The organism is Fodinicurvata sediminis DSM 21159 (genome assembly GCF_000420625.1).
Classification (GTDB): Bacteria; Pseudomonadota; Alphaproteobacteria; order Kiloniellales; family DSM-21159; genus Fodinicurvata; species Fodinicurvata sediminis.
Window position 1 is genome coordinate 226,027 of sequence record NZ_ATVH01000014.1, and the last position, 21,791, is coordinate 247,817.

The window sequence follows — 21,791 nt, forward strand, 5'->3', positions numbered from 1 at the left end:
ATGGCAGACGATGTAATCCTGATGCTCCATGCCTATGCAAAGTCAGATCAGGGAGATATATCGCCCGAGCAAAGACGTCAGATCTTCAGGTTGATGAAGGAGCTTTGAGAATGACGGACAAGACGGATATCGGCAGCGGTATCATTGAAGGCCTTGAAGAAGCGATCGCCTGGAAGCGTGGCGATCTTGCCCTGGAAACGGTTAACATAGACCCGATGCCGGCAACTCGGATTCGGGCGATAAGAAGGAAGTTGGCCTCATCCACGAAGGTCTTTGAAAAGCGTTTCGGCATTCCTGCCTCAACAATGAACAATTGGGAACAGGGTCGCAGGAAGCCTGATCCGGCGGCTCGACTGCTTTTTCAGATTATTGAAAGGGAACCGGAAACCGTCGAGCGAATTGCGCATAACACGAATCACCAGTCCGCTGCCTGAAGAATATTGAACCTTCCTGCCAACCCTTCTCACTGACGAGAGCAGGCACCTGAATATGCCTGTATGCTTATAACGAAGCGATGCTTTTCGCTCAGTCCCGGGGAACCCTTGACACTATGAAAATCACGGTTTGTGAACTGGATCCGAGAGATGGCCATCTCGAAGATGACCTGGCGCAGCTGGCAGCGCATATTAAAAACGAACAAAGTGATTTCCTGCTTCTGCCGGAACTCTGCTTCAGCCCCTGGCTTGCGGCCGACAAGACTCCCTCTGCGGACAGATGGATGGCGTCCATCGAAGCCCATCAATATCACATATTCCGGCTTTCCTGGCTGAACGCCAGGGCCGCTCTGGGAACAAGACCCATCGTTAATGCTCAGGGAAGCCGCAGGAACGAAGCCTATATCTGGACTCGGGAAATGGATGCAGCGGCTGGAGTCCGCGAGAAGTACTACCTGCCAGACGAAGAAGGCTATTGGGAACACCACTGGTACGATCGCGGCCCCAAGCAGTTTGATCTGGCCCGTGCGCTTGGAATGCGGATCGGCGTCCAGATCTGCACCGAGATGTGGTTCTTCGAATGGGCCCGCCACTACGCGGCATCACGGGCGGACCTGCTGTGCGTGCCCCGGGTCACCCCACATGGATCGACAGAGAAGTGGCTGGCCGGCGGCCAGGCTGCAGCTGTCTGCTCCGGCGCCTACTGCCTGTCCTCCAATCTCTGGTGCCCGCCGGGCGACCGGGCGAACTGTGGCGGCCTGGGATGGATCATCGATCCGGAAGGAACTGTCCTGGCCAGGACCAGCCGTGAACGGCCTTTCGTGACGACCGAAATAGACCCGGAATTCGCGCGCGCCAGCAAGACCACCTATCCGCGCTATGTGCCGGAGTAAGAGCTCCGCCACCCACCCCATGCCCTGCGGTCAGCGACTTGCGCTTTCCGGACTGGCCGGATTCCTGATCGCATCCAGGTGGAGCCGATAGATCGTGACCGCGTTGGTTATCAGGATCAGACCTTCTGCAACAATGGCGCCCACCGATCCAGTCAAGTAATTCGCCAGCATCCAGCAGGCCGCTGCGACGAACAGCAGCAGACGCATCGGAATGCCATCCAGCATAAACATCGCATAGGTTCCGACCAGCCCGGCCAGCAGAGGGACGCTATCCAGCGGGCCCTGCCATGTCAGGAAGGCAGCAAGTCCTGTGGCCACCAGCATGGTCGCCATCACGAACCAATTCTTCTTGAACCGTCGCACCAGCAGAATTCTGAGCACGATAAGGCAGGTGATCGCTCCGGCTACCCAGCCGCCGAGCAGGAAGAACTGCGCCGCGAAGGCAACATTCGCGAGGATAAGAATGAATAGCAGCCTGTCGTCGCGCTTGTTCGCAAAGGCGGCAATACATAACCCCAAGGCTATCAGGCCTATAATCTGGCCAATCACAGGCTGCATCTTGAACTCTCAAGGTGATTTTCGTGGGTCTTCGACGGCACCTGGGCATAGAGACCATGGATCAGGGGAGCTGGCAACTACCCCCGCCGCCCCAGGAGCCCGGGCAGCGATGCCGCAAAGGCCTGGAACGAGAAGGCGATGAACAGCAGGCCGGTTGCACGCACGATCCAGACTTCATGCCGGCGATAGAAGCGGCGCATCAGTCCCAGCCCCGTCAACCAGATGAGAAAGAGGTCGGCCAACAGGAACCCCACCAGCGCGGCCAACAAAAGGACTGGAGCACCCTGCCAACTGAGGCTGCCGCTGTGATCGGCCAGAAGGGCGGTGAACATGGCCACGGCAACAGGATATCCCTTTGGATTCGTGATGCCGAGGATCAGGCCCTTGCGCAAAGGCCGCACAGGTCCCGTATCGACGGAACCATCCTCGGAGCGTCGTGCCAGGACGGCCCGCACACCCAGATAGAAAAGATACAGGCCGCAAACCAGCCCGAGCAGATCGAAAAAGCGCGGGTCGATTGTCCGTGCCCCGATGATGGCCAGCAGGGCCAAGGAAGCCCAGAGTACATCACCGGCCAGATGACCGACCAGGAAAGCTGCTCCAGCCGGCCGCCCCCGGGCAGCACCGATGCTCAGCAGGGCCAGCACGGCCGGGCCGGGCGTGATGACATAGATGGCGGCTGCAATGGCGGAAACCAGCAACAGGGTCGGATCCATGGCTCATCCTTCATGCTTCAGGGGCAGATCGGCAGGACGCCTGCGCCGCCCGCTGAACCATGAAGCCCCCCACTGGCCAGAAACGGCGCGCGGCGTATATAACCAGCAACAGCCATATCGCGTCCATGGGGTCCTGCTTGTCTCCCGTTCTCAGCATCCTCCTGCCAGCTTACCGTGCGGAAACCACGCTCCCGCGCGCCCTCGACAGCCTGCGCCGACAGACTTTCACGGACTGGGAAGCCATCATTGCCTCGGATGACGGCGTCGATTACCTGGCCCAGAGTCCGGGTCCTGACAACCGGATTCGACAGCTGTACACCGGCGGCTGCGGCAGTGGTGATGGCCCTGCGCGTAATGCAGCCCTGCGCGCGGCGCGCGGCGAATTCCTGGCTTGCCTAGATGCCGATGACGCTTTCGCGCCAACGCGCCTGGAAAAGCTTCTGCCCTTGGCCCGTCGACATGGTGCTGTTGTCGACAATACGGCTGTGCATGACGAACAGGGACGGCTGTACAAGCAGCCCTTTCCCCAAACCTCCAGCGCCTTTGTCCTTACTGCCCGGGATATCCTGTCCCCACGGATTCCCTTCTTCCCGGTCTTTCACCGCGATCTGGCCGGCGATGGCTGGAGCGACGTGGCCTTTTGCTCCGATGTTCTGTTCAACCTGGAACTACTGACACGCGCGCCCACATTCCACCTGCATCCGGAGGGCCTGTATCTCTATCACAAGACAAGAGGCTCATTGACCCATTCGGGTGACACCGCGGAACGTGCAGAGCGCGGCTACAGGGATATCCTGCATCGCCTCGAACAGGACCAGTTTCCCCTAGCACCTGCGATTCGGCAGGTCGCCAGACAGGAATTCCAGGCCAACCTGGACAGTAACCGCGTTTTTCAACGCTATCTTGCCGAAGGACGCTGTCGAACACTTGAGGAGTTCCTCGATATGACCGACAACGCCAGGATCCTGGAACTGAAGGCAGGCAGCGCATGAAGAACGCAGTGATCACCGGCGCCGGGCAGCGTTTGGGCCACGCCATGGCCATGGCCATGGCGGAACAGGGATATGACCTGGCCCTGCACTGCAATCACTCGGTCCAGAACACCGAGACCCTGGCTGAGGACTGTCGCAGGCTGGGACGCAAGGCCGTGGTGATATCCGCAAATCTTTCGGAGGAGTCGGCGCCTGTCCAAATCATGGAACAGGCGCGAAGCGCCCTGGGCCCTGTTCAGGGGCTGATCAACAATGCGGCGCTCTACCTGGAAGACAGCCTGCAGGACTTCACGGTCGAGCAATGGGAGCAGCAGCTGGCCATCAACCTGCGCGCCCCGGCGCTTCTCGTCCAGGCCCTGGTCAAGCAATTGCCCCAGGACAGCCAGGGGTGCATCGTCAACATGCTGGACCAGCGGGTGGCAGCCCCCACGGGAATGTTCTTCACCTATACGCTCAGCAAATGCGGCCTGGCGGACATGACCGCCATGCTGGCCCGCAGCCTTGCGCCCCGTGTTCGCGTCAACGCCATCGCACCCGGCCTGACCCTGCCCAGCAATGGCCAGAGCGAGGCGCAGTTCAGAGCAGCGCAGCGCAAGACCCTCCTGGGCACGGGACCGGGACCGGACGACATAGTGCGTGCGCTCGTCTATCTGCTCGACTCGCCCGTGGTGACGGGCGAGACTCTTTTTGTCGACGGTGGGGAACGCTATCAGGAGCACCCGCTGGACAGTGACGCACCACACAGCACGTCATGACTCCGAAGAAGCAGAGCCGTCAGGACAGAAGCGAGAGCGCAGCCATGGCCTTCGATGCCGACCAGAACAGCTATACCCGCATGTTCCTGCAGGACGTGCTCTTGAATCTGAAGGTCGGGATCGCCGAGTGGGAACGCCATCCGGACAAGCGCCAGCGGGTCCTGGTGGATGTGGAATGCTTCATGCACCAGAACCGACAGCAGGGCAACTCCATCAACGACGTCCTGGATTACAATCGCCTCTACGAATACCTGATGACCTGGCAGGAGCGCCCGCACACGGACCTTCTGGAAACGCTGGCCGAAGAACTTGCCGACTTCTGCTTCCGGGATCCACGTGTGGAAGCCTGCCGCGTGCAGCTTCGCAAAGCTGACATCTACTGGAATGCCGGTGCGGCCGGAATTGAATTCTACCGCACGCGTGAGTCGCGAAACGCTGAGGCGGAATAAAATCTGATCGGCTCTTCACCCGTCGTTAACTTTGCTGTTACAGTCTTCTTGCATCAGCAGCGACCATGGTGGAGTCGGCATCATGCAGGACGATATCCGGCAAAGAGATCTCTCGGGCAAGACGGTTGCACAGATGTCCGAGGAAGAACGCAAGGAGCTCAAGCGCCGGATGAAGGAATTCGTCGGTGCCATGCGTCAATCCTCGCGCAAGACGGCCCCCGGTCAGAACAATGAACGGGAGCAGACCAAACGCCAGCGCCGCTGGAACCCGACGCAGGACGCCCAACTCCGCAGGCGCGGTTAACAGCCTTCACTGCATTTGCTTGTCTGGTAATGACTGCCTTATGAGGCTTCAGTTCTTCTTGCGGAACTGATCCAGTGTGACAACCTTCTCGCCGGCCGTTTCATTCAGGTCTTCCGCCTGTTCGGCCTCTCCGCTGCCATCCTGGGCTGGCGCCTCGGGCATGTCTTCATCCAGCGGATTGTTTAGGTCGATTTCCTCATCGGTTTCGATGGAGTTCCCGAATTGCAGGCCGAAGCGCACGCTTGGGTCGGCGAAGGCCGTCACGGCCTCATAGGGTACGACCAGGTTCTCCGGGATTTCATTGAAAGTCAGGGTCACGGAAAAACCTTCCTCACCCACTTCCAGATCCCAGAAACGGTGCTGAAGCACGATGGTCATCTCTTCCGGATAGCGTTCCTTCAGGCGGTCAGGTATATGCACGCCTTCATGTTCGGTCTGAAAGGTAATGTAGAAATGATGCTCGCCCGGCAGTCCTTCGGTGGCCGCCTCCTGTAGCGCAGCGCGTACCACGCCGCGCAGGGCATTCTCCACCATCAGATCGTAGCGCAAGATTTCATCGCTCATGGGCCGAGCGACCTCCCCTGGTCGTTGTTGTCGTCATTCCTGCGGAGCTTGGCTGTGCAGGCACATGATAAGCGGGGCGCTTCTGTTGCCAGGTGCGCCCCAAACCCCGCCTGAGCGGCTGATTGCCCAGGACTTTAAATCGGTTCACCCGACCGCTTACGCGGCGAGGCGAGCCTCAGCATAGTTGTCGTTGGCAACTATTCTAACGGCCCGATAACGGCGGTACCATGCCGGGCGCCGACCATATTTTTACCACGCGTGTCGATCCTGTTTCGCCCCCATGAGGCCGCCCGCGCATTTGCAGCAGGGCGGCTGAATTGGTGGAGGCGCCGGGTACTGCCCCCGGGTCCACTGCGCTTATTCTATATGACCGTTTAGCGCCATAACCGGTTGCCCGGTATCTCCTATATAGGCCTTTTGGCCGCTCAACAAAAGGCCACCTTATGGGTTTTCCCTGGAAATCGCCTGGCGAACTCGGCATGGGATTTTCCGGATGACTGCGTTATGATTGCAGCGTCCCCCTATAGGGGACTCCATTTCACTCCAATGACCCCAGAGACTTAATCAGCCCATGCCCGAGAAACCACAATCGGCGCCGCAGGCCGCCCACCTGCTGGACGAGGAGCAAAGCCGCGCCATCGACGAGGCGCGCGCCCGCAAGAGCGAAACCCGACGCAGCGTTTCCGAAGACTTGGAGGAAATTCTCTTCCAGCCCCTGCCCGTCCTTGATCACGGTTTCGTACGGGTCATCGACTACATGGGCGACGATGCCGCCATCGTGCAGGCCGCCCGCGTCTCCTACGGACGGGGCACGCGAAAGGTCAGCGAAGATCGTGGCCTGATCCGCTATCTCATGCGCCACCGCCACACCACGCCTTTCGAGATGTGCGAGATCAAATACCACATCAAGCTGCCGATCTTCGTGGCCCGCCAGTGGATTCGCCACCGCACCGCGAATGTGAACGAGTACTCGGGACGCTATTCGGTGATGGACAAGGAATTCTATATTCCCGCTCCGGACCATCTGGCGGCGCAATCCCGCAGCAATCGCCAGGGGCGCGGCGATGTCCTGGAAGGCGCGGAAGCCGCCGAGGTTTTGGATATCCTCAAGGAAGACTCCCGCAGGGCCTATGCCGATTACGAGAAGATCCTGAACGAAACCGAGGAAGGCGAAGTCCTGGATGCGAATCGCCAGGGCCTGGCGCGGGAACTGGCACGCATGAATCTGCCCGTCAACTTCTATACGCAATGGTACTGGAAGGTGGACCTGCACAACCTGCTGCACTTCCTGTCCCTGCGCGCCGATCCGCACGCCCAGTACGAGATTCGCGCCTACGCCGAGGTCATGCTGGAGACAGTGAAACGCTGGACCCCCTTGGCCTATGAAGCTTTCTCCGACTACGTCATGGGTGGAACGCACATCTCGAAGCAGGGCCTCGAGATCCTGCGACGTATGCTGGACGGCGAAGAGGTGACCCAGGAAACCAGTGGCCTGTCGCCCCGCGAATGGCGCGAACTGCTGGCCAGCCTGGGGCGCTGAACATCACCCCAGAGGCTGGGTCGCGGCTTCCAGCCAGGAGCGCGTTGCGGCATCGACCTGGGGTGCAATCTCCTGCAACACCCGGGCATGGTAGTCATCCACCCAGTCCCGTTCTTCGCGCGTCAGAAGTCCGGTCTCAATCAACCGGCGATCCAGGGGCGCCAAAGTCAGGGTCTCGAACTCCAGCATGGGTCGCTCGCCCTCCTGCGTGACCGGCCGCACCACCACGAGGTTCTCGATTCGGATGCCGTAGGCCCCTGTCTTGTAGTAACCGGGCTCATTGGACAGGATCATGCCCGGCTGCAAGGCAACACTGTCCGGCCGCTTGGCTATGCGCTGAGGGCCTTCGTGGACATTCAGGTAGCTGCCAACGCCATGTCCGGTGCCATGATCATAGTCCAGCCCCGCCTCCCACAGCGGCCGGCGAGCCAGGACATCCAGCTGTCCCCCAGCGGTGCCCACGGGAAAACGGGCCGTGGCCAGGGCGATATGCCCCTTCAGGACCCGGGTGTAGTTGTGGATCATTTCCGCAGTTGGCGTTCCGATGGCGACGGTACGCGTTACGTCCGTTGTCCCGTCCATGTACTGCCCCCCGGAATCGACCAGATAGAGCTCACCTTGCTGAAGGTGACGGTCGGAGTCTTCCGTGACCCGGTAGTGCACGATCGCGCCATTCGGACCCGAGCCCGATATTGTTTCGAAGGAGGTGTCGCGAAAATGCTCACCGCTACGCCGAAGCTCCAGCAGGCGGCGAGATGCCTCCATCTCGCTTACATCCCCTTCGGCCGCGGCTTCATCGAGCCACGCCAGGAAGCGGCACAAGGCGGCTCCGTCCCTCAGGTGTGCGGCACGCGTGCCGGCCACCTCGGTCTCGTTCTTGGCGGCTTTGGGCAACTGACAAGGATCCTGCCCGGTCCGTATCTCGGCCTCGGCCCCGCGGAGGCGATCGAATATCCAGGCCACCGCACTTTCCGGTTCAAGGCGAACGGTTTTGCCACCCAAGGCACCCAACGCCCCGGCAAACTCGTTGGCAGGATGCAGGCGCACCGCAGGGCCAAGACTCTCTGCGACAGCGTCCGGAACGCGGCGGGGTTCGATGAACCAGTCAACCGTTCCGTCGGCATTCAGAATGGCGAAGGACAGTGCCAGAGGGCAGTGCGGAACATCTGACCCGCGGATGTTCAAAAGCCATGCAATGGAATCGCTGCGCGTCAGGACAACGGCATCCTCCTGATTCGCGCTCAACTCATCTGCCATTGCCTGACGTTTGCTCTCGACGCTTTCTCCGGCAAAGCGCAGGGGATGGCTCTCCACCTGGCCAGACGGGGGCTCCGGCCTGTCCTCCCAGATGCTGTCCAAGGGATTGTCGGGACACGCCACCGCATAGGCGCCCAGACGCTCACACTCCGACTTGAGCGCCTCCACTTCTCTCTGGCTGTGGAGAAAGGGGTCGTAGCCAAGCTGTCCGCCTTCTGGCAAATGTTCTACAAGCCAGGCTTGGCGTGGCGACTCGATCACATGGCGATAGCTCCAGATGTCAGGGTCGCACTCGTTGCGCACCTGAAGCGTATAGCGTCCATCGACAAAGACCGCGGCTGTCTCGGAAAGCACGATGGCGAAGCCGGCCGAGCCCGTGAAGCCGGTCAGCCAGGCCAGACGCTCCGCTGAAGCCGGGACATACTCGCCCTGGAACTCGTCGGAGCGGGGAACAACGAAGCCGTCGAGGCCCCTGAGGCGAAGCTCCGCTCTCAAGGCGGCCAGGCGGGATTTCTGCTTGCTGTGATCTGTCATGGGCCAAGGCTAGAACAAGATGCCGTCCGATTAAATCGCTATCCTGCGATCCAGCTCCAAGCGCAGGCGATACCGTAGTTACACGGGCTCTGCCATGCGTTGTGCACAGGCTGTCATGCTCGGGAAGCAAGGCATGTCCGCCAAGCATTGCTGCGGTGCAAAAAGTCTGCTGTTAAGTCAATGTCAAGAGGCATATCTCTCTACCTGTAAGGGCGATGAACACAGCGTTTCGGGCCAATCATGAGACCCACGCCCAGAAATGTTGCAATGCAAAATATGAAAAGGTCGAGAGAAATGACACGGCTAACGGAAGTTGAACTGGCAGAACTGAACAGAGCGAAAATTCTCGCCCAGCCGATGAACGTTCAGCAGGTTGTCGAGCAGGCCCACCGCCTGCGTGCCCAGGCAACCGCTGACATGCTTGGAAAGGCCGCACGCGGAGTAAGCCGCATGCTTCGCCTGAAGCAGCTGGGCGCCTATGCAGCACGGCAGGCACTCTATGCGCGCACCTACCGCGAATTGAGCCATCTGAGTGACCGCAGCCTTGCGGACATCGGCATGACCCGTTCCGAGATCGACAGCGTGGCACGCGAATTGAGCCAGACCGGCGTCCAGGCTACGGGCGCGGAGGCCAAGGGTTACCTGACCCAACTGCGGGAGAAGCTGTCCAAGGCCCGGCTGCGTCGCGAGACGCGCCGTCGCATTGCGGAACTGGATGACCGCATGCTGTACGACATTGGCATCAACCCGCATGACAACCTGGACAAGGCTCTGGACCGCATCATGCATGAGCGCAAAGCACGCCGCACGAGCGCGCAGTCACAGAGCGCTGCAAACTCCGGCAAGCGTGTTGTCGGCGAGAAGCTTCGCACGGAATGGCACCGTCCCATGAAGCCGGCAGCAAACCAGCCGGTGGAAGATGCTCAGGCAGCCTGACCCTGTTTCAGGAATTCCCGGCATTTGAAAAAGGAACGGCGGCTTCGGCCGCCGTTCCTTTTTTGCGTTCTGCATGGCAGCCATGAATGCGTGACTTCTGGCCAAAAGCCATGGATCGGATACTCTCTGCAACATTGAGAAAAGCTCGTATTCTAACGATCAAACAAGGACGGCAAAATGCGACAGGCCTGGTGGCGGGATCCTCTGATAGCCCTGATAGCGGCCGCCGTGATCCTGAGTCTCAGTATGGGCCTGCGCCAAACCTTCGGGCTGTTCATAGAACCTCTGCATCTGTCCACCGGAACATCGGTTTCGGGCATCTCGCTATCCATAGCCCTGCAGAACCTGCTTTGGGGCGCGGCAACTCCCTTTGTCGGGATGCTCGCCGATCGCTACGGCACAGGCCGCTGCCTGGTGGGCGGAGGACTTCTGTACAGCGCGGGGCTGGTCATGCTGGCCTTTGCGGATTCGCCTCTCATGGTCCACCTGGGCGGCGGCCTCCTTGTCGGGCTGGCCGTTGCCGCAACCGGCTTTCCCCTGGTACTGGCTGCCGTGGCGCGTGTCGCGCCGGAGGAAAAACGCAGTACCTGGCTGGGTATTGCCTCCGCCGGAGGCTCGGCCGGACAGTTCCTGCTGCTTCCCGCAACCCAGACATCGATCAACAGCTTTGGCGGCAGCATGACCTTTCTGCTGATGGCTGCCCTGGCCTTCATCATGGTGTTTTCCGCGGCAGCCCTCGCGGGCCGACCGGAACAGCAGATCGGCATCGATTCGCAAAGCCTGTCCGCAGCCATCACGGAAGCCTCAAAGCATAACGGTTTCCTGCTTCTGACTGCCGGCTTCTTTGTCTGCGGCTTTCACGTGGCCTTCATCGCCACGCATCTGCCTGGCTATATCGTCTCCTGCAACCTGCCGGCCTTCACAGGGGCCACGGCATTGGGCATCATCGGCTTCTTCAACATCATCGGCAGTATGGGGGCGGGCACGCTGGGCGGACGCTTCCGCAAGAAATACCTGCTTTCCGGCATCTATCTTGCACGCAGCCTGATCATCGGCCTCTTCATGATCGCACCCAAGACGGAACCGGTGGTCTGGGCCTTCTCAGCCGGCTTCGGCCTGCTATGGCTGTCAACCGTACCGCTGACCAGCGGTCTCGTGGGCCAGATCTTCGGGCCCCGTTACATGGCGACCCTGTTCGGAATCGTCATGTTCAGCCACCAGGTTGGCGCCTTCTTCGGTGCCTGGCTGGGCGGGCTCAGTGTCGACTACACAGGCGGCTATGACGCCGTCTGGATCATATCGATCCTGCTGGGCCTTTTCGCAGCAGCCCTGCACTGGCCCATCGCCGATCGCCCCGTCGCCCGCCTGGCTGCCGGGAAAGCAGGGGGCTAGTCCATGCAGGACGAGCGTAAACAGGCGACCGTGGGGGTCCTCTACGGCCTGGCCGCTTTTTCCTTCTGGGGGCTGGGTCCGATCTATTTCAAGGCCGTGGCCCATGTGGGAACCTTCGAGGTCATGGCCCATCGCGTGGTCTGGTGCGTCCTGCTGTTGGCATTCCTGGTCACGCTTGTCCGCAGCTGGCCACGCATTCTCTCAGCCCTGCACGATCGGCGCACACTGCTGCTGCTGGCCGCATCGACAATCCTGATTACGATCAACTGGACGACCTTCATCTACGGCGTGAACGCGGGCCGCGTGCTCGAAACCAGCCTGGGTTACTTCATCAATCCTCTGGTCACGGTTTTTCTGGGCATGATCTTCCTGGGCGAGAAGCTCAGTCCCTGGCGCTGGATCAGTGTGGTGCTGGCCTTTATCGGGATCGGGGTCATGGCCGTAGAGGTCGAAGGTCTACCGTGGATATCCCTGTCCCTGGCCTTTTCCTTCGGATTCTATGGCCTGGTTCGGAAGAAGGCGCCGCTGGAGTCCTTCGAAGGACTGTTCCTGGAAACCCTTCTGATATCGCCCATAGCCCTGGGTTTCCTCCTCTACCTGGATTGGGAAGGCATCGGGCACTTCCTGAACAGCAACCTGACGACGGACATCCTGCTAATCCTGGCCGGCCCCGTGACGGCCCTGCCACTGTTATGGTTCACAAGCGCCGCCCGTCGGGTTCGACTGTCCACCGTCGGCTTCATGCAATACATCGCACCCAGCGTGCAGTTCCTGCTGGCCGTCTTCCTGTTCGGAGAGGTTTTTACGGACACCCACCTGATCACCTTTGGACTGATCTGGTGCGGCCTGGTGATCTACAGCGGAGAAAGTTATCACGCACGCCGGCAACGCAATCGCCCCGCCGTCACGTGATCTTCAGCTAATCCACCCAGGCGATGCGCAGAACATTGGTGGCGCCCGGCGTTCCAAAGGGCACCCCGGCTGTCACCACCAGCTTGTCGCCCTGTTTGGCGAAGCCCTCCTGCACGGCCATGCGGGTTGCCTTCTTCACCATTTCCTGGAAGTTCCGGACATCCGCCGTATGCACGGAGTGGGCACCCCAGAGCATGACCAGCCGCCGTGCCGTCTCACTGCGCGAAGTCAGCAGCAGTAAAGGGGCCGTTGGCCGTCGCCGCGCCGCACGCAGAGCCGTGGAACCGCTGGTCGTATAGGTCACGATGGCTGCGGCCGAAATGGTCTGGGCCACCTGTGCCGCAGCTGAGGAAATGGCGTCCGCGGCATTGGGCTCCGTTTCCGGATGCAGCGCTTCGATGATGGGGCGGTAAGTGGAATGCTGTTCGGTGTGCTTGATGATGCGATCCATCATCTCCACGGACTCCACCGGATAGTGCCCCGCTGCGGATTCCGCCGACAACATCACGGCATCCGACCCGTCATAGATGGCCGTGGCCACGTCGGAGGCTTCGGCGCGTGTCGGCGCCGGCGAGTCGACCATGGAATCCAGCATCTGAGTCGCTACCACCACAGGCTTGCCGGCCAGGCGGCAGGCCCGGATGATTTCCTTCTGACGCCCCGGCACATCCTCCGGTGCCAGCTCCACGCCCAGGTCACCACGCGCCACCATGATACCGTCGGACAGCTCGACAAGCTCGTTCAGGCATTCGAGGGCGGCCGGTTTCTCGATCTTGGACATCAATGCTGCCCGGCCCTGTACCAGACGGCGCAGTTCGGCCACGTCCTCGGGGCGCTGCACGAAGGACAGGGCGACCCAGTCCACGCCCAGTTCCATGCCGAAATCCAGGTCCGCGCGATCCTTCTCCGTCAAAGGCGATATGGGCATCACGACCCCAGGTACATTCACACCCTTGCGCTCACTCAGAATGCCCCCGGTCACGACTTCGGTTTCTGCATATTCCTTGCCGGTCTTCTTGACCTTCAGGCGCAGCTTGCCATCGTCCAGAAGTATGATGGCCTCATCTTCCAGAGCCTTGAAGATCTCCGGATGCGGCAGGTTTACACGCTTTCCATCCCCCGGAGACTTGTCCAGGTCGAGGCGAAAGGATTGCCCACGCTCCAGGCGGACCTCGCCTTCCTGGAAGCGGCCCACACGCAGCTTTGGGCCTTGAAGGTCCTGCAGGATGGCAACCGGCCGCCCGCTGTCCTTTTCCAGGTTGCGAAGAGTCTGATAGCGCGCCCGATGATCCTCGGGATCACCATGGCTGAAATTCAGGCGGAAAACGTCAGCGCCTGCATCGAACAGCTTGCGTATGACATCCGGCTCCGAGCTGGCCGGCCCCAATGTGGCAACGATCTTGGCATTGCGTGCTCGTCTCATTCTCTCGCCTTCCCTTCCGGAAGAATCAGGACCGCCCTGAAATCATTCACATTGGTAAGTGTCGGCCCGGTCATGATCAAATCATCCAGAGTCGCGAAGCACCAATAGGCATCGTTGTCTTCCAACAACTGGCCGGGTGTCAAACCCGCTTGCTTCGCACGCCGCAAACTGTCCGGGTCGAACAGGGCTCCGGCATTGTCTTCCGTGCCGTCCAGCCCATCCGTATCGCAGGCCAGAGCCAGGATCCCAGGTTGTCCCTGCAGGTCGATCATCATGGACAGCAGGAACTCCAGATTTCTTCCTCCACGTCCCTGACCTCGAACGGTCACGGTGGTCTCGCCCCCCGACAGCAGTACGCAGGGCGGCGCAGCAGGCTGGCCATGCTCCTGCACCTGTCGCGCAATGCCGGCCATCACGCGCCCCAGCTCACGTGCCTCGCCCTCGAGCGCATTGCCAAGGATAAGCGGTGTTATCCCAGCCTCCCGCGCCTGAACTGCTGCAGCTTCCAGGACATCCTGCGGCCTTGAGATCATGTGAAAACTTGTGGCATCGAGCTTGGGATCCCCCGGCTTGGGCGTTTCCTCCCCTGCACCCTCGAAGCGTTCACGCACGGCCTGTGGGATCTCGATGCCGTATTTCTTCAGGATCGCGAGCGCTTCATCATAAGTACTCGAATCGGCAACGGTCGGCCCGGAGGCGATGACACCAGGATCATCCCCCGGCACATCCGAAATCGCGAAGGTCAGGACACGCGCCGGCGCGGCGGCCGCCGCAAGACGCCCGCCCTTGATGGCCGACAGATGCTTGCGAACGCAGTTGATCTCCGCAATGTCCGCGCCGCAACGCAGCAGCGCCTTGTTGACCGAACGCTTGTCCTCAAGGCTGATCCCATTGGCCGGCAGGGACAGCAGGGCCGACCCCCCACCGGATATCAGGCATACCAGCGTATCGCCTTTCTCGAGACTTTCCGCCAGATCCAGGATTCGCCGGGCGGCCTGCTGTCCGATTTCGTCTGGAACCGGATGGGCCGCCTCGACAACTTCTATGGAACGGCAGAGGGCGCCATGATCATAACGGGTGATCACGATGCCTTCCAGGTCCTCGCCCCATGCGTTCTCGAGGGCCTGTGCCATGGAGGCTGCGGCCTTGCCGGCACCAACCACGACGCAACGGCCGCTGCTTGGCCGCTCGGGAAGCGCGGGGGGCAGAACCTGCAAGGGATCGGCGGCGGATACGGCAGTCTGGAACAAGGACTGGAGAAAGCTTCGGTTTTCACGAAAGGTCATTGTCTTGTCCGCCACTCACCTGTGAAAAACACATACGCCCTCCGGCTTCCGTCCCAACAGACCTATTGGCCCAGTGCCGCTCGACCATCCGCTTCATTATCATCCGAGGCCTGGCGGTAGCGCCTGAGAATGCTGTCCAGGTGTTCGGCCATGGCCCCGGCAGCCGCATCTTCATCCTTTGCGCGTATCGCCTCGGCAATACGTCGGTGATGATCGAGAAACCGCGCGTCATCCTCTGGCGTCGCATAGAGCGCATATCGATGAAAGGAGAACATCTTCTCCAGTGTATCCCCAAGCACCGACATGAGGTGCAGATAAACGGCACTGCCGCTGGCCCGCGCAATGGCCAGATGAAACCGAAGATCGTCCTCCGCCTTGTGGCGTGGCGCGCGTGCGGCATCGGCCATGCTGCGATAGGCTTCCTCGATCTCCTGAATCTGGTTCTCACTGGCGTTTCGAGCCGCGCGACGGGCCGCCCAGACTTCCAGGTTTGCGCGCATCTCGGCCAGGTCGTTCAGGTTGCGCTGGTCGGCCCGCAGCAGGCTGATTAGGCCTGAATCCAGTTCTTCCGCCATGCCGACGACACGCGTCCCGCCACCCTGCACGGCAGACAGGAACCCGCGTGCCTTCAACTGCTGCAAGGCAGCGCGCACCGAAACACGGCTGACACCCAGCATGTCGGCCAGTTGCCGCTCACCAGGCAGGCGCTCGCCCGGAGCCAGCTTGCCGTTGGCGATCAGCCGGGTCAGCTCCTGGGCCACTCTTTCAGACACCCGCTCTCGGCGAATCTCCTGGAAGCGGTCATCCCGTTCGGAAAGCGGTGTTATGCGCGAAGTGAACATCAGGAAACTGGGCTGTGGACTGAGGCGGCATGGGCCGGCAAGGCCGTGACGATAGTGAGACTGCCCCGCAGGGCGCGCCGGCGTCAAGCAATAGCCGGATTTAGGCTGAAAGCACAGAACTGCCACTACCACGGAATAGCCTCCGTACACCCTTTTCTGCGTCCCATTTCCGCCACGGATAGATGCAATTCTAACTTTAACGGGGCGGTAATACTCCGTGAGGAAGAATGGCGATGTTGTGCAGGTAGCCGCATGAGTGAAGCAAACTCGGAGATGACAATGTCAGCAGCGCCAGGTAGGCCGCTGTCCGCTGTGGAATTGATCAGGGTCTGTTCCAGCCATGAGCGCTGGCTGACCGGTCATCCCGGCGGCAAGCGGGCCGACCTTAGCTCTTTGGACCTTTCAGGGCTGGACCTTGGCGGCAGCCGCCTCAGTCATGCCCTGCTAGTTGGTGCGAACCTGAAGGGCGCGCGGCTGAACGGATGTGATCTGACCAATGCCGATCTTTCCAGCAGCAATCTTTCGAATGCCGACCTGACCGCTGCCCGCCTGAACGGTGCCCGCCTCTGTGGCGCCAACCTCACGGGAAGCCGGCTGACAGGCAGCAATCTGAACGCCGCAAACCTGCAGCCCCTCGAATGCCGGAACGCAACCTCCTCATCCGCGCAAACGCGAACGGACATGCGCCAATCAAACCTGGTGCGTGCCAACCTTGAGAATGCGCAGCTTGCCGGCGCCATTCTGAGCAAGAGCAACCTTGCGGCCGCCAATCTGCAACAGGCCAATCTTGAGGGCAGCGAACTCAGCGATTGCAACCTTCGCAATGCCAATCTCTGCAACGCCAATCTCAGGAAGGCCCAGTTGCGTCGCAGCGACCTGAGCGGCGCGCAGGTTCAGAATGCAGATTTTTCCGAAGCCGTCCTCGAAGGTAGCCTCATGATCGGCACATCGCTTGAGGGGGCTCGCCTGACCTGCCAACAGAGAAAGCAGGTCACGGTAGCTCGGCGCATCTCGAGCGACCTGGCCGCCATGATCACCGCCATACAGGCCCATGGACGCTGGGTCGACAGCGGCGGCAAGCGTGGGGAACGGGCGTTGCTTGAAGGAGTGGATCTCTCCCGCTGCGACCTGAGCGGAATCAACCTCAGTGGCGCCATCCTGAGAGGTTCCAACCTTCAGGGTATCGTACTCAATCACGCCATGCTGGTGCTTACGGATCTGAGCGGTGCCGACATGACGGCCGCCTCCCTGCGTCACGCCTACCTGGCCGGCGCGAACATGAGCCATGCTGTCCTGCGTGGGGCCGACTTGACGGCCGCCCGCATCATGGATGCGCCCGCACCCCACAATGACATGGGTGTGCTGGAGAATTATCACGCGCGCCTGATCGGAACGGATCTACGCGATGCAATCCTCTGCGAAGTGGAATTGACAGGCGCGGTTACACGGGGATGGCAGCGTGAGGGTGCCGTCTTCGATAACGACATCAAGCCTCCGAGCCGCGTGGCCTGACGCTTACGGTCAACTCCGCCATCCGATCAGCCGGCGTCAAGCAACCGAGGTCAGCGACTCCTCTTCCGATTCCGCTTCAAGACAATCGGACGGCAAGATCCTGGCTTTGAGAGGCAAATGGTCGGACGCCTGTCGCGCCAAGTCTGTGTCATGCACCTCCAGGCTGGCAATCAAGGACTTCGGACTGGCCAGTACGCGGTCCAGGGCCCAGAGCGGATAACTGGCCGGAAAACTGGGCACAACGGCTTCGAGAGGCCCGAACCGCGGCTCCAGTTCCCGAAGTGCCGAACGCGGCCCCAGACGCCATTCGTTCAGATCCCCCATCAGGACGACAGGCCGGTCATCCTCCGGTTCTGCAGCTTCCATGAGCATTCTGGCCTGCAGTGCCCGGCAGCGCCGCAGCAACCCCAGATGCGCAGCAATGACGCGCAACGGTCCCGTGGCAAGCTCAAGATCAACCACCAGTCCGCCGCGCGGTTCGACACCGGGCAGCAACAGCCTGCGGGCTGTTGCCGGCACGCCCTTGCGCGCCAGTACGACATTGCCGTGCCAGCCCAGGCTATGCCCCGACAGGGATGAAACAACGGGGACAAGCCCTGTTCGCCTTTCCAGTCTATCGGGGTCCAGCAGGCCATTGCGCTTGCCAAAGCGCTGATCGACCTCCTGCAGGGCAATGACATCCGGGTCGATCTCGCGAATGACTTCGATGATGCGGTCAGGATCAAACTGGCCATCCTGACCCACACACTTGTGAATGTTGTAGGAAGCGATCAAAGGACCGTCATTGCGGAACGCACTTTCCCCCGCTTCATAGCTGCGCCGCTTCGAAAGCAGATTCGAGGCAACCTCCGGCGTCATGTTCCTGAAACTGTCCATGGCCGAATCCCTGACACGGCGCACGGTATGCGACTTCACCATCGTCTCTTCTGTCCGGGTTGACTGATTTCTTGGTCCTGCATGCTGGCCCGAGGCTTCCCCTATCCCGAATATGGTCATTGCAAGACCTTGATACCATAAAGTAGGACAAACAGGCGATTCGATCAGTGATAGGGCGCAGGACCACCTAAAGGCAATTTCCGGCAGATGGACTTTCTCTTCATACCCTTGGACATCCTGATGTTTCTTGCCGGCCTTGTCCTGGTCTTCCTCGCGGCCTCGACGCTGGCCGTCTATTCCTACGGCCGCTTCGCCGAACGCTCCCGTGGTATGGCCTCACACGCCCTGCCCGCGCAGGAGGAAGAAACCGAACTCGACCGCAACATAGCCCCCAGATTGCAAGACCATCCGGCTCAGTCAGGACTGATGCTGATGCCAGGAAACCTGCAGGCCTTTGCCGCGCGCGTCCATGCGGCAAAGGCGGCCGGTCGCAGCCTTGACATGCAGTATTACTACTGGCGCGACGACCTGACAGGAGGACTGCTGGCCCGCGAAATCCTGGCCGCGGCAGACCGAAACGTACGCGTACGGCTGTTGATCGATGACATCAACACCCGGGGGGATGATGCGAACTACCTGGCAATGGACAGCCACCCCAACATCGAGATTCGCCTGTTCAACCCCAGTCGTGCGCGCACCAATGCGTTTCATCGTGGCCTCGAGATGCTGCTGCGAATCTTCAGCACCACGCGCCGCATGCACAACAAGGCATGGATTGCCGATGGGCGGCTCGCGATTGTCGGTGGGCGCAATATAGGCGATGCCTATTTCGATGCCTCGGATGGGATCAATTTCCGCGACATGGACCTCCTGATGATTGGACAGGGTGTCCAGCAAACAGAAGCCATATTCGACAGTTTCTGGAACAGCGCACAGGTGCTCCCGATCGCCTCGCTGGCTTCAGCACCCGCCAGGGCGCTGGACAACTTGAGAACGCAGCTTGATGAACTTTCCGAGAGCACATTGGCACGGCCCTATCTCAAGCGCATCAGCCAGGAACGTAACGCCGAGCGAATGCTCTCGAGACGACAGAGGCTCTATTGGTCGCAAGAGGTCTCGGTGGTGTCCGACCCGCCCGAGAAGGCGGCGGGAAGAGGGCATGAAAGCTGGCTGTCCCGAGCAATCCTTCCGATGATGGATGCAGCAGAACGCGAACTCCAGATCACCTCGCCCTATTTCATTCCCGGCGAAGCTGGGCTGAAGCGACTGACTCGCATGGCCCAGGAAGGTGTGGAAATCTCTATCCTGACGAACTCCCTTGCCGCCACAGATGTCGCAGCTGTCTATGGAGCTTATTCCAATTATCGCAAGGCCATGCTGGAAGCCGGGATCAAGCTGTATGAACTGCGCCCCAAGCTGGGCGGGCGCAATATTTCGCTGTTCGGCTCCCGCAGTGCACGCCTGCACACCAAAGCCTTTACGGCCGATGGCGAAGCGGGTTTCATTGGATCCTTCAATTTCGACCCGCGGTCGGTCTCCCTCAACACAGAAATGGGTGTACTTTTTCGCCATGGAGGTCTGGCCGAAGACGTACAGGACATCTTTGCCGAGCAGTGTGATTCCCAGAACAGCTATTACCTGACCCTGACAGAGGATGAGATCATCTGGACGGACAAACGACAGGACACTGTCGAGACATGGCAGCGCCCCCCCGAAGCCAGTATCTGGCGGCGGATAACGGCGGCCGTTCTTGGCTTTTTGCCCGTGGAATCGCAGCTTTAGACATAAAGACCATACACGGCTAATCTGATCATCCCTGCGCGACAGGCGCACGAATTTGGCGTAAGGATATAGGGTTCACACCTTATACGGAGGAATAATCATGCCGGCCGGTTTTTCCATGGATACAGAGAAACTGCGCAAGTACAGCACCTGGTTCATGATCTACGGCATTGTCCTGATCCTTTTGGGCGCGTTTGCCATCGTTGCGCCCGGGCTTGCCACGATTGCAATTGAACTCATGATTGGCTGGTTGTTGCTTGGCAGCGGCCTGATCGGTCTGGTCTCCGTAATCCGCAGTGGCATAGAAAGTCCAGGATTTTGGTGGAACCTTCTGGGCGCGATCATCTTCCTTCTGGCCGGCATCGCCCTGCTTTGGGACCCTGTGGCTGGAGCCATGACCCTAACAATGATACTGGCCGCCTACCTTCTGGCCATTGGCATCGCCAAGCTGATCTCCGTGCCACACTATCGCCGGACGATCACCGGCAGCTGGGGCTGGATTTTCTTCAGTGCGATCCTCGACATTGTCCTGGGCCTGCTGATAGTCAGCGGCTTGCCCGGTAGCGGACTTTGGATTCTTGGCCTCTTTGTCGGGATCAATCTGCTGTTCTCGGGCCTCGCGATTGCCTTGACGGCCTATGGTGCACGCAAGATTTCAGGTTAGGCCAGCACAGCAACTGACATTCCATGAACTGAATTGCGGTGGGTTCTGGTTGCCTTTTCATGGCCTGACACTGTCGGCGCAATACTGGTCAAGCCAGGACAAGCGCCGGCAGCTGACGCTTCGGCACCTACAGGCTCACTTTTACACCGCAGCCCCTGTCTGTATCGCTCAGTCTGCACTCTTGACCGGACTCTGGCGCCGGCTGGTGAGCCATGCGCCCAGCAAAACCAGCACCATCCCGACAATAGAGACTGCAGCCACCACCTCACCGCGAAAGGTGACGCCGAGAAGCACTGCTACGACCGGAATGAAATAGACCGCCACCGATCCCCGGGCCGCACCGACACGTCCGACCAGTGTGGTAAAGGCGGCGAAGGCGAAGCCGGTACAGAGCGCACCAAGCGTGAAAACGGCCACTGCGCTCGACCATTCGAAACGCGACAGCGTAAGGCCATAGAGCCCATAGGGTGTCAGTGTTGCCGCTGCCACAAGCTCGGCACGCAGAATCACCGGCAGACTGCCGGAACGCTGCTGCAGCTGCGCCGTCATGTTGAAGGCGATCCCATAAAAGAAGGTTGCCAGAACGATGAGCGCGGCACCCAAGGCACTCGCCCTGGCGCCATCAAGTGCTGGGCCATAGATGGCCAGGACTCCCACAAAGCCGATCACCAGCCCGGCCAACTGCCAGCTTCGCGGCACACGCCGATACCATAGCGCGCCGATCGCCGCCGTGAAGAGGGGTGCTGCACCATTGATCATCCCCGCCATCGACGAAGCGATCCATTGTTGTGCGATCGTGAACAAAAGGAACGGACCAGCCATCCACACCAACCCCAGTAGGGCGATCCCTCGCCACTCAACCGCAGCCACCGCCCGGCGCGCGGATGGAAAACAAGCCAGTGTGGCGCAGCCGAACGTAAGGCGCAGCCACGCCACCGTGGCGGGATGGAAGGCATCAAGTCCCAGGTCGATCATGAGAAAGGACCCGCCCCACATCAAGGCGACGGCCGCCAGAAGCGCCCAATCAATTGGCGTGAATGCCTCAAAATGAGACGCCGGTGCGGAGCTCATTGCCCAAGGTCTCCTTGCTTGATCATGGAGCGAGTCCGTGCGCAGGTATCACAGTTGCAGATGATGGGTTGGACGGCAGAAGCGAGCTTCTCCCGCCTG

The 21,791-nt window shown here is 60.4% G+C and carries 22 protein-coding genes and 1 other RNA gene; 13 read left to right on the forward strand and 10 right to left on the reverse strand.

From position 1 onward, the window contains the following. The first annotated feature begins 110 nt into the window (after positions 1 to 110). Together G502_RS0108995 and G502_RS0109000 are read left to right on the forward strand one after the other, a co-directional pair. Positions 111 to 434, forward strand: coding sequence for a helix-turn-helix domain-containing protein (locus tag G502_RS0108995; RefSeq protein WP_022728338.1), 324 nt, complete (start codon positions 111 to 113; stop codon positions 432 to 434). Between the two features lie 116 nt (positions 435 to 550). Then, entirely contained in the window at positions 551 to 1,327 is a 777-nt protein-coding gene (locus G502_RS0109000) for a carbon-nitrogen hydrolase family protein (RefSeq protein WP_026989266.1), read from the forward strand. 30 nt (positions 1,328 to 1,357) lie between these two features. On the opposite strand, the gene G502_RS0109005 is transcribed toward G502_RS0109000, so the two are convergent. Together G502_RS0109005 and G502_RS0109010 are read right to left on the reverse strand one after the other, a co-directional pair. Continuing rightward, a complete protein-coding gene (locus tag G502_RS0109005) occupies positions 1,358 to 1,885 on the reverse strand; it encodes a YgjV family protein (RefSeq protein ID WP_026989267.1) in 528 nt (175 codons plus the stop codon). A 77-nt stretch (positions 1,886 to 1,962) separates the two neighbouring features. Next, positions 1,963 to 2,601 carry a LysE family translocator gene (locus G502_RS0109010; protein ID WP_022728341.1) on the reverse strand — a complete coding sequence of 213 codons (639 nt, stop codon included), beginning with the start codon at positions 2,599 to 2,601 and terminating at the stop codon, positions 1,963 to 1,965. Positions 2,602 to 2,738: 137 nt separating this feature from the next. Here G502_RS0109010 and G502_RS0109015 point away from each other — a divergent pair, with 137 nt between their 5' ends. The 4 genes from G502_RS0109015 to G502_RS22265 all read left to right on the forward strand — a co-directional run bounded on the left by G502_RS0109015 (position 2,739) and on the right by G502_RS22265 (position 5,101). Continuing rightward, entirely contained in the window at positions 2,739 to 3,593 is an 855-nt protein-coding gene (locus tag G502_RS0109015; protein WP_211217821.1) for a glycosyltransferase family 2 protein, read from the forward strand. Then, on the forward strand, positions 3,590 to 4,348 hold the full coding sequence (locus G502_RS19405) for an SDR family oxidoreductase (protein ID WP_022728343.1): 759 nt from the start codon (positions 3,590 to 3,592) through the stop codon (positions 4,346 to 4,348). The genes G502_RS0109015 and G502_RS19405 overlap by 4 nt, the downstream gene beginning before the upstream one ends. Beyond that, positions 4,345 to 4,797: a dihydroneopterin aldolase gene (locus G502_RS0109025; RefSeq protein ID WP_081649742.1), complete on the forward strand. Its 453-nt coding sequence runs from the start codon at positions 4,345 to 4,347 to the stop codon at positions 4,795 to 4,797. The genes G502_RS19405 and G502_RS0109025 overlap by 4 nt, the downstream gene beginning before the upstream one ends. Before the next feature lie 82 nt (positions 4,798 to 4,879). Beyond that, entirely contained in the window at positions 4,880 to 5,101 is a 222-nt protein-coding gene (locus G502_RS22265; protein ID WP_155957825.1) for a hypothetical protein, read from the forward strand. Between the two features lie 48 nt (positions 5,102 to 5,149). On the opposite strand, the gene G502_RS0109035 is transcribed toward G502_RS22265, so the two are convergent. Beyond that, positions 5,150 to 5,665, reverse strand: a complete 516-nt coding sequence (locus G502_RS0109035; RefSeq protein WP_022728346.1) for an SspB family protein — start codon at positions 5,663 to 5,665, stop codon at positions 5,150 to 5,152. A gap of 70 nt (positions 5,666 to 5,735) precedes the next feature. Continuing rightward, positions 5,736 to 6,103, reverse strand: a transfer-messenger RNA (tmRNA) gene (ssrA, locus tag G502_RS21980). Between the two features lie 133 nt (positions 6,104 to 6,236). Between ssrA and thyX the strand changes: the two genes are divergently transcribed. Then, positions 6,237 to 7,205: an FAD-dependent thymidylate synthase gene (thyX, locus tag G502_RS0109040; RefSeq protein ID WP_022728347.1), complete on the forward strand. Its 969-nt coding sequence runs from the start codon at positions 6,237 to 6,239 to the stop codon at positions 7,203 to 7,205. A 3-nt stretch (positions 7,206 to 7,208) separates the two neighbouring features. Here thyX and G502_RS0109045 read toward each other — a convergent pair whose 3' ends face one another. Continuing rightward, on the reverse strand, positions 7,209 to 8,996 hold the full coding sequence (locus G502_RS0109045) for an aminopeptidase P family protein (RefSeq protein WP_022728348.1): 1,788 nt from the start codon (positions 8,994 to 8,996) through the stop codon (positions 7,209 to 7,211). A 294-nt stretch (positions 8,997 to 9,290) separates the two neighbouring features. Here G502_RS0109045 and G502_RS22820 point away from each other — a divergent pair, with 294 nt between their 5' ends. The 3 genes from G502_RS22820 (at position 9,291) to rarD (ending at position 12,236) form a co-directional block, all read left to right on the forward strand. Next, entirely contained in the window at positions 9,291 to 9,932 is a 642-nt protein-coding gene (locus G502_RS22820; protein WP_022728349.1) for an RSP_7527 family protein, read from the forward strand. A 177-nt stretch (positions 9,933 to 10,109) separates the two neighbouring features. After that, positions 10,110 to 11,324, forward strand: coding sequence for an MFS transporter (locus tag G502_RS0109060; RefSeq protein WP_022728351.1), 1,215 nt, complete (start codon positions 10,110 to 10,112; stop codon positions 11,322 to 11,324). 3 nt (positions 11,325 to 11,327) lie between these two features. Beyond that, positions 11,328 to 12,236, forward strand: a complete 909-nt coding sequence (rarD, locus tag G502_RS0109065) for an EamA family transporter RarD (RefSeq protein WP_022728352.1) — start codon at positions 11,328 to 11,330, stop codon at positions 12,234 to 12,236. Between the two features lie 7 nt (positions 12,237 to 12,243). Here rarD and pyk read toward each other — a convergent pair whose 3' ends face one another. The 3 genes from pyk to G502_RS19415 all read right to left on the reverse strand — a co-directional run bounded on the left by pyk (position 12,244) and on the right by G502_RS19415 (position 15,718). Next, entirely contained in the window at positions 12,244 to 13,659 is a 1,416-nt protein-coding gene (pyk, locus tag G502_RS0109070) for a pyruvate kinase (RefSeq protein WP_022728353.1), read from the reverse strand. Further along, on the reverse strand, positions 13,656 to 14,945 hold the full coding sequence (locus tag G502_RS0109075; protein WP_022728354.1) for a glycerate kinase type-2 family protein: 1,290 nt from the start codon (positions 14,943 to 14,945) through the stop codon (positions 13,656 to 13,658). Before G502_RS0109075 ends, pyk begins: the two co-directional genes overlap by 4 nt. 62 nt (positions 14,946 to 15,007) lie before the next feature. After that, a complete protein-coding gene (locus tag G502_RS19415; protein WP_245560746.1) occupies positions 15,008 to 15,718 on the reverse strand; it encodes a FadR/GntR family transcriptional regulator in 711 nt (236 codons plus the stop codon). 348 nt (positions 15,719 to 16,066) lie between these two features. Here G502_RS19415 and G502_RS21400 point away from each other — a divergent pair, with 348 nt between their 5' ends. After that, entirely contained in the window at positions 16,067 to 17,299 is a 1,233-nt protein-coding gene (locus G502_RS21400) for a pentapeptide repeat-containing protein (RefSeq protein ID WP_162140963.1), read from the forward strand. A 36-nt stretch (positions 17,300 to 17,335) separates the two neighbouring features. Here G502_RS21400 and G502_RS0109090 read toward each other — a convergent pair whose 3' ends face one another. Next, a complete protein-coding gene (locus G502_RS0109090; RefSeq protein WP_022728357.1) occupies positions 17,336 to 18,217 on the reverse strand; it encodes an endonuclease/exonuclease/phosphatase family protein in 882 nt (293 codons plus the stop codon). Positions 18,218 to 18,382: 165 nt separating this feature from the next. Here G502_RS0109090 and G502_RS0109095 point away from each other — a divergent pair, with 165 nt between their 5' ends. Continuing rightward, positions 18,383 to 19,957, forward strand: a complete 1,575-nt coding sequence (locus G502_RS0109095) for a phospholipase D family protein (RefSeq protein ID WP_022728358.1) — start codon at positions 18,383 to 18,385, stop codon at positions 19,955 to 19,957. Positions 19,958 to 20,057: 100 nt separating this feature from the next. Continuing rightward, positions 20,058 to 20,621 (forward strand): HdeD family acid-resistance protein, encoded by a 564-nt coding sequence (locus G502_RS0109100; protein WP_022728359.1) that lies wholly within the window; start codon positions 20,058 to 20,060, stop codon positions 20,619 to 20,621. Positions 20,622 to 20,789: 168 nt separating this feature from the next. On the opposite strand, the gene G502_RS19430 is transcribed toward G502_RS0109100, so the two are convergent. Next, positions 20,790 to 21,692 (reverse strand): DMT family transporter, encoded by a 903-nt coding sequence (locus tag G502_RS19430; RefSeq protein WP_022728360.1) that lies wholly within the window; start codon positions 21,690 to 21,692, stop codon positions 20,790 to 20,792. Between the last annotated feature and the right edge of the window lie 99 nt (positions 21,693 to 21,791).